Raw genomic sequence first — 13,416 nt, 5'->3', positions numbered from 1 at the left:
AGTGATGAGCAAAAGTAAGCCAAAAGTTCACGGTGGAAGAAAATCAATGCGATACCGCGGAACTAAATGCTTGAACTGTAATCAACCACTCGATAAAAGCGATGTTTACTGTCCATATTGCTCTCAACTTAATAGTGACAAACAACTTTCTGCCAAAGATTTTTTGGCAGAATTCCTTAGTAGTATTCTAGTTTATGACTCTCGAATACGCACAACATTCAAGGATTTACTATTTAGACCTGGTGTAATTACAAAGAACTATGTAAAAGGACAACGTCTTAAATACGCCAATCCCTTTCGCTTTTTTCTAAGTGTTTCTATTATTTATTTTCTTTTAGAAAGTTTTATAGGGTTTGTACAAACCTCAGAAAAGTCTAGGTCATTCAGTCTAAACAATGATGTTGAAAATGGCGTTTCGATGGATTCGCTAATTAATGAACAACCAGAGAATTTCATTTTAAATAGTTCTACTAATGAAGTTTCAAAAGCTAAAGAACTGGGCATATCACAATATTACTCAGATAAAACTTTAGATAGTTTATCATTTTTTGAAAGCTACAGTAAGCGCGGAAATATCTATTATTCTTATTATTTAAAAACTAAGATTGAAAACCCAATTGCAGCTCTTGATAGTTTAGGTCACATCAACACCTTTAAACACCGATGGCTTTATTCGCGATCTGTTTCGGTTTACAAAATAATTCACAATACAGACGAATTCTTCAACTATTTAAAAGCTAAATTGCCTTTTTTCTTATTCTTTTTTGCTCCAATTTATGCTTTGTTTTTTTGGCTATCCTACTCTCGAAATAAATACAATTTTATTGAACACGTAATTTTTGTATTTCATATTTTCAGTTTTATATTTCTTTATTTGATTATTTTCAGTATTCCTGATATAATCTTTAACTCCACTTTTTTTCAAACCCTTTTATTTGCCATCATTGGCCCATTATATTTTTACTTCGCACTGAAGAAATTTTATGGTCAGGGAAAGTGGACAACATTGTTTAAATTTGTATTTTTAAGCATTATATTCTCGCTGAGTTTTATGGTAGCAATAGGATTTTTTGTAGCGATAAGTGCAGCTTTATATTAACAAAATGGTACAACAGGTAACACAGGGAATTAAAATTTCAGTACTTACTGAATTTGACGGGACATTTTACAAAAACCGTAAAATGCAATATGCCTTTGCTTATAATATCACCATTGAAAACCAAGGAAAAGACACTGTTCAACTCACTTCGCGAAGATGGGTAATCAAAGACTCATTAAACAACACTGTTATTGTAGAAGGTGAAGGAGTTATTGGGCAAAAACCTATTCTAAAGCCTGGTGAAAGACATTCGTACACTAGTGGCTGCTTATTATTCTCACCTTTTGGCTCGATGAAAGGTCATTTTAACATGATAAATTTTGAATCTAATCGTAAATTTAGTGTTGCAATTCCGCTTTTTAACTTGAGCGCTCCCTTCTCATTGAATTAAAATGCTGTATTACTTACTTTATCAGTTTGCAAATCTTCATACCGCATTGAAATAGCATCGTTATTCTTAACAAACTGTGTAATACTTTTAGTTTTTACATATTCCCGATCCATTACTAAACTACTGTTGAAATCTCCATCTCCTGATGTTTTATGAAAATTTAGCAATTCATCTGCTGTAGGTCTAATAGTTTTGAATAAGAACTCTGAAAACCATTTCTCTCTTTTTTTCTTTAAAACTTCAGGGTACAATGGTGAGGAAGACCATATTTGAGGAGCTAAGGGTTCTTCAGAAAAATGATATTTTTCCCCGTCCCAAACTAATTTAAATAATCCAACACCATCATTCCAATCTACAAGTATAAAGGTAAATGGTTCAATATCTTGGAAATTGTATTGTTCTATTTCCGATTTTAAATCGTTTGATCTCAAAATATCTTTTAGCACTACTCCTCTACTTTTACGGTAAGATTGTTTGGGTTCGTGAGCCACAAAGCCTCCGTTCATTAATGAAGCAACACGTTTTCTATCACTTACTCCTATCCAAGTTCCTCCCGCAACCGCATCTTTAGGATAAAGTAGTTTTACGCCATCTTCATTATAAATTTCAGGCGGTAAGGTTTCTCGACCTGGAGCTTCGTCACGATTAGAAGTTAATATAAATCCGTGATTTGATATAGGAGTGAAAGTTATAGTGCACATTATGATTTATTTATTAATCGAATCTACAAAAGGAAACTTAAAATCACCAATTTACTAGCTTTAAATGTAAAATTAGACTGATTACCAAATTTATCCATTTTGGAATTAAGAAATATGAAGATTAGGTGCTTCAAAAATTGTATCTTTGCAACCTTTAAGAACACAAAAATAATAATGTAATGGGAAAAGGATTTTTTGAAGTACCGATCGCTGTAAACGAACCTGTTAAGGACTACGCTCCTGGTTCACAAGAACGAGAAGAAGTACTTAAAACGTATAGAGAAATGTATAAGGCAGAAATTGAAGTGCCTTTATTTATCAACGGAAAAGAGGTTAAAACTAAAGAAACCGCTACAATGTCGCCTCCACACGATCACAAGCACGTGTTAGGTACTTACTATAAAGCTACTAAGAAAAATGTTGAAGAAGCAATTGAAACTGCTTTGGAAGCAAGAAAAAAATGGGCTGCAATGCCATGGGAACAACGTGCTGGAATCTTCCTTCGCGCTGCCGAACTAATTGCTGGACCATATAGAGCAAAAATAAACGCTGCTACAATGCTTGGGCAGTCTAAAAATATCTATCAAGCTGAAATTGATTCTGCTTGCGAGCTAATAGATTTCTTGCGTTTCAACGTTCAGTATATGACTGAAATCTATGCTGAGCAACCAGAATCTACATCTTCAGCTTGGAACAGAGTTGAATACCGTCCGCTAGAAGGATTTATTTATGCTATTACTCCATTCAACTTTACTGCCATTGCTGGGAACCTTCCTGCAAGCGCTGCATTAATGGGGAACGTAGTAGTTTGGAAACCAAGTAACACTCAGGTTTATTCAGCAAAAGTTATTATGGATGTATTCCGTGAAGCTGGTGTTCCTGCAGGAGTAATCAACATGGTAATGGGAGACGCTGTAATGATTTCAGATACGCTTATGGCAAGCCCAGATTTCAGTGGAGTTCACTTTACCGGTTCAACAGGAGTTTTCCAAGGTATTTGGCAGAAAATTGGAAACAATATTTCAAACTATAAAACTTACCCACGAATAGTAGGTGAAACTGGAGGTAAAGACTTTATTGTTGCTCATAAAACGTCCAACCCAAAACAAGTTGCTACTGCAATGGCCCGTGGAGCATTTGAATTCCAAGGTCAAAAATGTAGTGCAGCAAGCCGTTGCTACATTTCCAGTACAATTTGGGAAGATGTTAAAAAGCAATTGATTGAAGATGTTCGTTCATTCAAAATGGGTACTCCAGAAGATATGGGGAACTTTATTACTGCAGTAATTAATGAAAGCTCTTTCGATAAACTTGCAAGCTACATAGATCAAGCTAAGAAAGATAAAAACGCTGAAATTATTGTTGGAGGTGGATACGATAAGAGCAAAGGTTACTTTATTGAGCCTACTGTTATTGTAACTAAAGACCCGAAATACACTACTATGTGTACTGAGCTTTTTGGACCTGTTCTAACAGTTTACGTATATGAAGATAAAGACTGGACAGAAATGCTTGAATTAGTTGATGGAACTAGCGAATACGCATTGACAGGTGCTGTTTTCAGTGAAGATAGATATGCTTTAGAAGAAGCTGTAAAAGCTCTTGAAAACGCTGCAGGTAACTTCTATATCAACGACAAACCAACTGGAGCTGTTGTAGGGCAACAACCCTTTGGTGGAGCTCGTGCAAGTGGCACAAATGATAAAGCAGGTAGTAAACAAAACCTTTACCGTTGGATTTCTCCTAGATTGATAAAAGAAACTTTTGTTTCTCCTACAGATTATAGATATCCATTCTTAGGGTAACCTAAAATCATTTAAATAGAAAAAGCCCCGATTTGAAGTTTCAAATCGGGGCTTTTTTATGATCTATTTTAAAAATTTTTATTCAAAATTCTTAGTCTCATTAATACTTGCAAACTGAGAGTTTTTAGCATTGTTGTCCTGATCAACTACCATAACTACAAAACTTAAGTTTTCACCTACATAGTTAGAAGGAACTGTAAAGGTGTAGTTCTTTTTAAATTCTTGGAAAGCAGGTGTTGAAGGAATTGCATCTCCAAACAAGTCAGAAAGTGAATTTCTCAACGCATCATTGTGTACATAATCTTCAATCGGATTTCCTAGACCTTCATAAGGATGCCCAGGAGTTTCATTAAAGTAGTTAGCCTGTGGCGCAACAACGCCGTTTTCTAATAAGTAAACCACAACCTTATCACCAGGAGTTGAACCATTTTCGTAAACAACTTTTACTTCTACAGTTAAGCTAGCACCTGTAAGCTTTGAGTTAATTGCAATTGCAACATCAGTATCTGCACCTGCCATTGATAAAATTTGACTACTTGGATAAGGATCTGGCCAAGCTACAGTACGGTTAATTTGTCCTTTAGGGAAACCATTACTTACACCAAACATATCTTGTAATTCCTGAATTCTAGGGAAATCTAATGGATCTGGTAAACTTGCCGCAGTTTTATGAATTGCTACAATACTTACATGCTCTGTAGCAGCTCTTAACTCGTCTATAGCCAAAGCAACCGCTGGACAGAATCCACACCAAGTTCCTGTATAATCTTCAACTACTACTTTACGTTTTGGTATATATACTGCAAAATTCTTTGTTGCTGAAGTATAAGTTTCATTGTTTACTACATACTCTGCATAAACCTCAAAGTCTCCTACATTATTAGATGAATATGTATTACCTTCAATAGCTGTATTGTTAACATAAAAAGTAGCTTCGTCTGAAGTATCAGTACCTTCATTATCTAGAAGGCCAAATGTAACTGTTTGATTTCTCATTGCCTTAGTAACACTCACTGTTAACGCTCTTTCAGTTTCAGCAAGTACTTCAAACGTTAATACATTACTTACTACATCATCATATATAGCTTTTACTTGATAGTTACCCAGTTCAGTAAACGTGTAGCTACTACCTTCAATTTCAACATCATTTACTAGAATATTCGCCAGAGATGTATAGTCTTGATCGTCGTTACCTATAACAGTAAAATTAACCACTTGATCAATGCTCACAACTTCTAACTCTCCATTCCCAGCGTCACTTTTGAGTTCTAATACTAAAGCTGGTCCTTGCTCAACAAATGGATCTTCTTTTTTGCTACAAGAAAAAGCTGCCAAAACCGCAAATAGGAATAAAAATTTAAAATAGGGATGTGTTTTCATAATAAAATTAGTTTTTTAAAGTGTGCTAATATAGCGCAATTATAAAAAAATGTTAAAGAATAAATTGTTAAATCAATATTTTCTCAAAAAACCAATCTTTAATTCATTAAAAAAAACTTAATATTGCTAATATAAAGTTAAATTAAAACCTTATTACAAAATGAAAAAATTAATTCCTCTTTTACTTCTACTTGTATCTTTAGCTGCTACATCACAAAATGAAATGCCAAAAGTAAATCTTACAACAGTAGACGGTCATGTTTTTAACTCTTCAAGCATTTCAACCGATGACAAAGTGACTATTGTATCCTTATGGGCAACTTGGTGTGTGCCTTGTTTAAAAGAATTAGATGCAATTAGCGAAATTTACGACGAATGGCAAGAAGAAACTGGTGTTGAGCTTTACGCAATTTCTGTAGACGATAGTCGAACTGTAAAAAGAGTTAAACCTTTAATTAATGGAAAAAGCTGGGATTACACTGTGCTTTTAGACACTAATAATGATTTTAAACGTGCTTTAGGTGCTGCAACCGTACCATTAACACTTCTTGTAAAAAACAATGAAATAGTTTATCGTCATTCTGGATATAGCCCTGGTGCAGAGTATGAACTTTATGAAAAAATAAAGGAATTCTCTAACTAATCTTTACATTACAAACCCAACAAATAATTATGAAAAAACTTATTTTAGGCGCCTTTCTTTTAGTGGGAGCAATTGGCTTTTCACAAGAAAATGGCTACTTTTTTGGTGGACTTGAATCGAATTCTCAATGGCTTTTAGACGATGAAGATTTTGGTTATTTTGCCCCAAAAGAACAGTTTCGTTCTAACAATTACCTTCAATTAAATTATTCATTAGGAAAATTTACTGCTGGAGTACAATACGAATCGTATTTACCAAAGGCTCTAGAAGGCTATTCTCCTACTTGGGATAATCAAAACGGAATTGGAACTTATTACTTAAATTTTAAAAATGAAACCCTAGATGTTACTGCTGGTTATTTCTACGAACAATTTGGTAGTGGATTACTGTTACGTACTTGGGAAGACAGACAACTAGGAATAAACAATGCCTTGAAAGGTGTTCGTGTTAAGTTTAGTCCAACTGCAACTTTCAATATGACTGGAGTTTACGGACAGACTCGTAATGGTTTTGATGTTTCTGAAGGAGTAATCCAAGGACTTGATGCCAATTTAGATTTAAGTGCATTAATGAATATTGATGCAGTAGATTTAAAATTTGGCGCTAGTTACGTTGGTAGATATCAAGACAATGGTGCAAACGATACAATTCCAGCAAGTGTTAATGCTTATGGAGGAAGACTTGACTTTGTAGCTGGTAAATTTTACGGTGGAGTTGAAGCAAATACAAAGGACCCAGACGTACTTATAAATGAAACTATAGTAACATCACCTCAATTGTTTGACGGAACTGCTTTATTAGTAAACTTAGGGTACGCACAAAAAGGACTTGGTATAAATACAACTTTTAGAAGGCTAGAAAACTTCTCTTTTTATTCAGACAGATACGCTGAAGGAAACCAATACAACGAGCAAATTATAAACTACGTTCCAGCAATTACAAAGCAACACGATTATTTGCTTTCTAATATATATGTGTACAACTCTCAACCAAGACTGTTGTTTACTACAAACGAGCAGAGAGCTGGAGAAGTAGGAACTCAAGTTGATGTTTATTACTCTTTCGACAAAGAAAGCGCTTTAGGTAAAGTAGGAACAAAACTAGCTGGTAACTTTTCATACTGGGCTGGACTTGACACCGAATTCAATAAAACAGATCAAAACTACGATGTTAAGTTTATTGGTAAAGGTGATAGATACTTCAGAGATTTGAATATTGAAATAAAAAACCGTTGGAGCTCAAAATGGAGCACTGTTGCATCTTTCCAAGATGTTATAATAGACAAGAGTGTTTCTAAAGGAGGAATTCTAGGTCAGCAAGGAGACATCCGCGCTCAGATTGCCGTTATTGAAGGAACTAGACGCTTTACAGGTGCTAAAGCTTTACGTATGGAGTTACAACATCTTTGGACTGCAGACGATGATAAAAACTGGGCAGCTGGAGTTCTTGAATACAACTTCAACTCATCTTTAGGTGTGTATGTAGCAGATTCTTGGAATTATGGAGGCCCAAATAACGACCACTTTTACAATATTGGAGGTAGTTATTCAAAAGGACGTGCTCGTTTCGGACTTAACTATGGTCGCCAAAGAGGTGGTTTAATTTGTGTAGGAGGTGTTTGTCGCGAAGTTCCTGAAAGTTCAGGAGTAACAGCAAACCTTGTTGTTACATTCTAAACTACTTATTTATAAGTATATACAGGTCGTTCAAATTGTTTTGAACGACCTTTTTTTTTGGAATAAACTGAGGTTAGGACTTTCTATTTAACTATAAGTATTTAGTAACAATGAATTATTTTCCAGGTCTCATATATTGAGAAGTATTACTTGACTTTTTTAAAAAGCAAGGAAATGATGTTTAAGCATTTACCTTAATTGAAACACTTATTAAGTAATTAAATTAAGTTGAATTTCGAGATACATACGAAGCCTTAACAAAATTCAACAACGAGATGTTACTAAATGAAGCCAAGCTGAAACCAGTAAATCATTCAAACTTACACGTTTAACTTCATGAAATAGAAATCATTATTTGAAGAGAAACTTATTTAAGAGGTATGTAAAAACAAAAAAGACTATTCCGATTAAGAATAGTCTTTTAAGAAAACTATAAAAATAAACCTTACTGCTTTAGTATTTTAGTAGTTTGTACAGAACCAGCCTTGTTGGTTATTTGTAAAACATAAGCCTGTGAAGCTAAGTTTGAAACATTGATAGTATGACGTCCAGTATCAAAAGATGCTTGTTTCACAACTTTCCCCAAAACATTATACATAGTTAATTGAACAGGCTCAGCAATTTCCATAACAATTTCATTAGAAACTATTGTAGACTGAACAGCAAATTTAACTTTTCTTAATTCGTTAACTCCTAATGTCGGGTTGTAACGGTATGAAAAAATTAAAGGTTCATTAATTTCGTTTGTTCCTGCAGCATCAGAATATTGACGGAATGCAAATTTAAATTCAACATTGTCTGTTCCATTACCCGCATCGTTATTCCATAGATGGTTTCCTATACCTGTAGTTTCACCAACCGCGATAGCAAGTGCAGGGTCTACTGCAGGAGGAACAATCTCTCCTATTTCTAAATCGTTATAACATAATCCGTAACACAATTGATAAAATGTACCAGTTACAGAATTTTGTTTTTCAATAACTTCTATACGAGTATATATTTCTTCTGAAGTATTATCATTGGTTACAAAAAACTCATATTCGGAATCTACGTAATCAATAGAACCAAATTCAATAACATCTCCATTATTCAATTCATTCCCAGCTCTGTCTTTTACAGTAAACTGTGCATTAGCTACAGTGAAACATCCTATGGTCGCTAATAAAAGTAATTTGATTTTCATTAATTTAAAATTTTAAGGTTAAAAGGAATTATAATCTAACAAAAGTAACGATTTTAATTATATATAAAGTCCTGAATATTAAAAACATTTGAATTTTTAACACTTGTTAAAACCACCTTAAACACTAAAAATCAACCACTTACATAAGAATAAACATTTTATTTGTTTATTTATTAAAATTGTTTAAATATGTAAAAATTTTAATCTTTTATTAACATTGTTTCAATGAAAATGGTAAATTTGTAGGTATTAAATCTTTTAAAACTCCTAAAAAACTAAAATCATGTTTAAAAAACTATCTCTTTCCTTAGTTTTTACAGTATTTGCATTTGGCTCGTACGCGCAAACTATTGTATCAACTTCCCCTCAAGACAAAAATGTTGTCTTGGAAGAATTCACAGGTATTTATTGTCCTTGGTGTCCAGACGGACATTCACGTGCTCAAGCTATTAAAGATGCTAATCCCGACAGAGTCTCGTTAATAAACATACACACTGGTGGTTTTGCGAATCCTTCAGGTAATGCCCCTGATTTCCGAACAAATTACGGTGCTGCCATTGCTGGCCAAACCGGTTTAGAGGGATATCCTTCTGGAACAGTTAACCGTCATGTATTTTCTGGAAGCAATACTATCCTTGATAGAGGTCAATGGGCAGGTAGAGCTAACCAAATTTTAGGAACTGCTTCAAATGTAAACATAGCAGCAGAAGCCAATATTGATGTACAAACTAATGAACTTACAGTTCACGTTGAAGCTTATTATACCAGTAGCAGTGTAGAATCTACAAACAAATTGAATGTTGCTGTATTACAAGATAATACAAAAGGACCTCAAAGTGGTGGTGGACAAGGTAACAATTACAACCATATGCATCGTTTGGTTGACCTAATTACCGGACAGTGGGGTGAAGACATTACGAATACTACAGCAGGAAGCTTTATTGATCGTACTTTTACCTACACTATCCCTGCAGACTATAGAGATGTTCCTACAAATCTTGCAGATATGAAAGTAGTTGTATTCATTACAGAAACTACTCAAGAAATACCTACTGGTGTTACAAGTTTACCTACATATACAGGTCTAACAAATAATAATGATGCTGCGATAGCAGAAATTCCTGAAATAGAACCTACTTGTGATACTGAATTATCAGCCAATGTAGTAATCAAAAATTTAGGCGCAGACCCAATTACTTCGCTACCTATTACATACACAATTAATGGTGAAGCGCACACATTTACATGGACTGGCAACTTATTATCGCTTAGATCGGAGACGGTTTCTTTACCAACAGTAAACTATACGTTAAATAGCACAAACACACTGGAGGTTACTATCCCTAACGACGACGATAACTCTAACAACTCACAATCTACCACTTTTGACCAAGCAGCTGAAGGTACTGGCACAGTTAACTTAGAAATTCGTACCGATGGATATGGATCTGAGTGCCGCTGGAACATTAAAGATAGCAATGGGAACATTATCGACAATGGTGGACCTTACCCTAACAACACTACAGTAAACCTTACATTTAATTTGGACGAAGACTGCTATCTATTTACTGGGATAGACACTTGGGGAGACGGTGGAACAAGATTCACTTTAACTGATAGTGAAGGAACCCAACTGTTTTACGCAGTAGGTAATTGGGGAGCTGAAACCACAGGACAGTTTGGTAGTAACGGTGTATTAGGTACTAACGATTTTAGCACTGAAAACATTGCTCTTTATCCTAACCCAGCAAGTACAGTTCTTAACCTTAAGAATGCTGAAAATGCAAATATCGACGTTTATGATATTTTAGGAAAATTGATTCTAACTCAAAATAACATTGATGTAGACGCTCAAATAAATGTTGCTAATCTACAAGCTGGAACCTATTTTATTAAAATCTCTAAAGATAACTCGGTTACAACTAAGAAGTTTTTAGTTACTAAATAGTTTTAGAAGTACATATTTTGAAAACCCCGATTCGTTCGGGGTTTTTTTATATCTTAACCCTACCTCAGGTATACTGTATGAATTTGCAATTTAAATCATTAAAAAAATGAAATATACTATCAAAGGAGAAAAAACAATATTTGATGACCACTATAAAATAACCGAGGGAAACATAACCCACGACACTTTCAAAGGAAGTGAAATAACAGTTAGACGTTTAGCATTTGAAAGAGGTGACTCTGTGGCAATACTTTTATATGAAAAGGAATCGCAAAGCTTACTCCTAACCAATCAATTTAGATATCCTACTTGCAAACACCACAACGGATGGCTGCTCGAAATTCCGGCTGGATCTCTAGAAAAAGATGAAAATCCTAAAGATTGTATTATCAGAGAAGTACTTGAAGAAATTGGATATAAAATTGAAAACCCAAAACTAATAAATACATTCTACACCTCACCCGGGGCTAGCACCGAACGCATATTTTTATATTTTGCAGAGGTTTCAGTTCAAGACAAAATTTCACAAGGAGGTGGAGTTGAAACAGAAAATGAGGATATTCAACTTGTCAAGTTACCCATAGCTGATATTCATTCGAAAATCACAGAATTTAAGGATGCAAAAACCATTCTTGCACTGCAATGGTTTCTTACAAATATTTAAACGTAATTTGGCTTTATAGGGCTACCAACTAATTTGAATTAATATTCAACCCAAAGCAACTTTGCTTATCCTTTATATTTAAGCGGTAAATACACCACACTTTTCGTTTCAAAGAACTCTTCTTCAAAGTAATTTTCTAAAGGATAAATTTCAGCATTTTTATACACTTTTAATTCCTCTGTTAAATCACCTCCTTTTAGATAAAGAATCCCATTTTTGCGATCGTGTAAACTCTTTTTGGCGATTTTTCCGTTTACCCAATGTACAAATGTTTCCATTTGAGCTACGGCACGACTTACAATAAAATCGTAATTTTCTGAAATAGTTTCAACTCTTGCATTTGTAGTCTTTACATTTTCTAATTGCAAACCTTCTACTACTTCATCTACTACTTTTATTTTTTTTCCGATGCTATCTACCAGGTGAAATTGAACTTCTGGATATAAAATAGCCAGAGGAATACCTGGAAAACCTCCTCCTGTACCAACATCTAAAATTTTAGATCCTGGTAAAAAAGTTTGAATTTTTGCAATTCCAAGTGAATGCAAAACATGTCTTAAGTATAGTTCGTCTATATCCTTTCGAGATACTACATTTATCTTTAAATTCCAGTCTTGGTAGAGATTTTGTAACTGACTAAACTGTTCCTTCTGAATATCAGTAAGTTGCGGGAAATATTTTAAAATTAGCTCCATATTTGTAAATAAGTCGCAAAAGTAGGTTATCTTAACTAAAATTGTGAATTTCGACAACTAGATTTCCATAAAAGATGTCTATTTTTGTTGAATCTACAAATTAAATTACCCTTGTTAACTATTACATGAATCAAAAAAACTTAAACTTTTCAAGAAAGGATAGCGCCAAATTCTTTAGAACACTAAATAAACGAGTAAACGATTATTTCAAAGAAAACGAAATTGATAAATCAGGAAACTGGAAACTTCACCTGAAAACAATTATTATGTTTTCACTTTATCTTACCCCTTATTTTTTATTACTTACACTAAACTTCCCTGGATGGGCTCAATTATTACTCACCATTATTATGGGAGTAGGAATGGCTGGCGTGGGAATGAACGTTATGCACGATGCTAATCACGGGTCTTATTCATCCAAAAAATGGATAAATAAGGTTATGGGCAGCAGTATGTATATTCTTGCAGGAAACGTCTATAACTGGCAAGTACAACACAACGTGCTTCACCATACTTACACAAACATTCACGGTCACGATGAAGATTTAGAAGCAGGACGTATTCTTAGATTTTCAGAACACTCTAAATGGAAACGTTTCCATAAATATCAACACTGGTATAGCGTATTACTTTATGGTTTACTAACCTTTAACTGGGTACTAACTACAGATTTTTTTCAAACTAAAAGGTATTTAGCTAGAAAACTATCCTACGGCAAATTCCCTAGTCCGGTAAAACAATGGAGTATTTTAGTAATCACTAAAATTATTTACGTATCCTTATGGATAATAATTCCAATTTTATTCTTCAACATTGTATGGTGGAAAATACTAATAGGCTTCTTTATAATGCACTACGTTGCTGGATTGATCTTAAGTATTGTTTTTCAACTTGCTCACGTGGTTGAGGACACCGAAGTCTTCCTTCCAGACGAAAGCGGTACTATGAAAAATACATGGGCTATTCACCAGTTATTTACTACAGTGAATTTCTCTACAAACAATCCTATTGTAAATTGGTATACTGGCGGATTAAACCACCAAGTAGAACATCATATTTTTCCAAACATCAGTCATATTCACTACAAGAAAATTTCTGAAATTGTAAAAAGCACCACAAAAGAATTCAATTTACCTTATAAAGAATATAAAACTACCAGAGAGGCAATAGCTGCCCATTTTAGACATTTAAGAGAAATGGGGCAAAAACCTGCTACTCTAACTGCTTAATA

General features: G+C 34.1%; 12 protein-coding genes. 8 read left to right on the top strand and 4 right to left on the bottom strand.

What is annotated here, in order from left to right:
• Positions 1 to 4: 4 nt before the first annotated feature.
• Both FHP04_RS09175 and apaG read left to right on the top strand, forming a co-directional pair.
• A complete protein-coding gene (locus FHP04_RS09175) occupies positions 5 to 1,099 on the top strand; it encodes a DUF3667 domain-containing protein (RefSeq protein WP_139855805.1) in 1,095 nt (364 codons plus the stop codon).
• Between the two features lie 4 nt (positions 1,100 to 1,103).
• Positions 1,104 to 1,490 (top strand): Co2+/Mg2+ efflux protein ApaG, encoded by a 387-nt coding sequence (gene apaG / locus FHP04_RS09170; protein ID WP_139855804.1) that lies wholly within the window; start codon positions 1,104 to 1,106, stop codon positions 1,488 to 1,490.
• Here the strand turns inward: apaG and FHP04_RS09165 are convergent.
• Entirely contained in the window at positions 1,487 to 2,191 is a 705-nt protein-coding gene (locus FHP04_RS09165) for an NRDE family protein (RefSeq protein WP_139855803.1), read from the bottom strand. The genes apaG and FHP04_RS09165 overlap by 4 nt on opposite strands.
• A gap of 179 nt (positions 2,192 to 2,370) precedes the next feature.
• Here FHP04_RS09165 and pruA point away from each other — a divergent pair, with 179 nt between their 5' ends.
• Positions 2,371 to 3,996: an L-glutamate gamma-semialdehyde dehydrogenase gene (pruA, locus tag FHP04_RS09160; RefSeq protein ID WP_139855802.1), complete on the top strand. Its 1,626-nt coding sequence runs from the start codon at positions 2,371 to 2,373 to the stop codon at positions 3,994 to 3,996.
• A 78-nt stretch (positions 3,997 to 4,074) separates the two neighbouring features.
• Here the strand turns inward: pruA and FHP04_RS09155 are convergent, their stop codons facing one another.
• Positions 4,075 to 5,376, bottom strand: coding sequence for an Omp28-related outer membrane protein (locus FHP04_RS09155; protein ID WP_139855801.1), 1,302 nt, complete (start codon positions 5,374 to 5,376; stop codon positions 4,075 to 4,077).
• A gap of 160 nt (positions 5,377 to 5,536) precedes the next feature.
• Between FHP04_RS09155 and FHP04_RS09150 the strand changes: the two genes are divergently transcribed.
• Positions 5,537 to 6,019, top strand: coding sequence for a TlpA family protein disulfide reductase (locus FHP04_RS09150; protein ID WP_139855800.1), 483 nt, complete (start codon positions 5,537 to 5,539; stop codon positions 6,017 to 6,019).
• A gap of 29 nt (positions 6,020 to 6,048) precedes the next feature.
• On the top strand, positions 6,049 to 7,695 hold the full coding sequence (locus FHP04_RS09145) for a DUF6029 family protein (protein ID WP_139855799.1): 1,647 nt from the start codon (positions 6,049 to 6,051) through the stop codon (positions 7,693 to 7,695).
• Positions 7,696 to 8,140: 445 nt separating this feature from the next.
• Here FHP04_RS09145 and FHP04_RS09140 read toward each other — a convergent pair whose 3' ends face one another.
• Entirely contained in the window at positions 8,141 to 8,878 is a 738-nt protein-coding gene (locus FHP04_RS09140; protein WP_139855798.1) for a T9SS type A sorting domain-containing protein, read from the bottom strand.
• A 283-nt stretch (positions 8,879 to 9,161) separates the two neighbouring features.
• Between FHP04_RS09140 and FHP04_RS09135 the strand changes: the two genes are divergently transcribed.
• Positions 9,162 to 10,826, top strand: a complete 1,665-nt coding sequence (locus FHP04_RS09135; RefSeq protein ID WP_139855797.1) for a T9SS type A sorting domain-containing protein — start codon at positions 9,162 to 9,164, stop codon at positions 10,824 to 10,826.
• Between the two features lie 106 nt (positions 10,827 to 10,932).
• Entirely contained in the window at positions 10,933 to 11,490 is a 558-nt protein-coding gene (locus FHP04_RS09130; protein ID WP_139855796.1) for an NUDIX domain-containing protein, read from the top strand.
• Positions 11,491 to 11,555: 65 nt separating this feature from the next.
• Here the strand turns inward: FHP04_RS09130 and rsmG are convergent, their stop codons facing one another.
• Entirely contained in the window at positions 11,556 to 12,185 is a 630-nt protein-coding gene (rsmG, locus tag FHP04_RS09125) for a 16S rRNA (guanine(527)-N(7))-methyltransferase RsmG (RefSeq protein ID WP_139855795.1), read from the bottom strand.
• A 125-nt stretch (positions 12,186 to 12,310) separates the two neighbouring features.
• Here rsmG and FHP04_RS09120 point away from each other — a divergent pair, with 125 nt between their 5' ends.
• Positions 12,311 to 13,414 carry a fatty acid desaturase family protein gene (locus FHP04_RS09120; RefSeq protein WP_139855794.1) on the top strand — a complete coding sequence of 368 codons (1,104 nt, stop codon included), beginning with the start codon at positions 12,311 to 12,313 and terminating at the stop codon, positions 13,412 to 13,414.
• Positions 13,415 to 13,416 lie beyond the last annotated feature (2 nt).

This window comes from Aequorivita sinensis, from assembly GCF_006346335.1.
Classification (GTDB): domain Bacteria; phylum Bacteroidota; class Bacteroidia; order Flavobacteriales; family Flavobacteriaceae; genus Aequorivita; species Aequorivita sinensis.
This window is presented reverse-complemented; position numbering and strand designations above follow the sequence as displayed.

Bases quoted from the DNA above. Each gene is read 5' to 3' on its own strand.
- FHP04_RS09145 (WP_139855799.1), top strand. From the start codon at position 6,049: ATGAAAAAACTTATTTTAGGCGCCTTTCTTTTAGTGGGAGCAATTGGC.
- FHP04_RS09120 (WP_139855794.1), top strand. From the start codon at position 12,311: ATGAATCAAAAAAACTTAAACTTTTCAAGAAAGGATAGCGCCAAATTC.
- apaG (WP_139855804.1), top strand. From the start codon at position 1,104: ATGGTACAACAGGTAACACAGGGAATTAAAATTTCAGTACTTACTGAA.
- FHP04_RS09165 (WP_139855803.1), bottom strand. From the start codon at position 2,191: ATGTGCACTATAACTTTCACTCCTATATCAAATCACGGATTTATATTA.
- FHP04_RS09175 (WP_139855805.1), top strand. From the start codon at position 5: ATGAGCAAAAGTAAGCCAAAAGTTCACGGTGGAAGAAAATCAATGCGA.
- FHP04_RS09130 (WP_139855796.1), top strand. From the start codon at position 10,933: ATGAAATATACTATCAAAGGAGAAAAAACAATATTTGATGACCACTAT.
- rsmG (WP_139855795.1), bottom strand. From the start codon at position 12,185: ATGGAGCTAATTTTAAAATATTTCCCGCAACTTACTGATATTCAGAAG.
- FHP04_RS09140 (WP_139855798.1), bottom strand. From the start codon at position 8,878: ATGAAAATCAAATTACTTTTATTAGCGACCATAGGATGTTTCACTGTA.
- pruA (WP_139855802.1), top strand. From the start codon at position 2,371: ATGGGAAAAGGATTTTTTGAAGTACCGATCGCTGTAAACGAACCTGTT.
- FHP04_RS09155 (WP_139855801.1), bottom strand. From the start codon at position 5,376: ATGAAAACACATCCCTATTTTAAATTTTTATTCCTATTTGCGGTTTTG.
- FHP04_RS09150 (WP_139855800.1), top strand. From the start codon at position 5,537: ATGAAAAAATTAATTCCTCTTTTACTTCTACTTGTATCTTTAGCTGCT.
- FHP04_RS09135 (WP_139855797.1), top strand. From the start codon at position 9,162: ATGTTTAAAAAACTATCTCTTTCCTTAGTTTTTACAGTATTTGCATTT.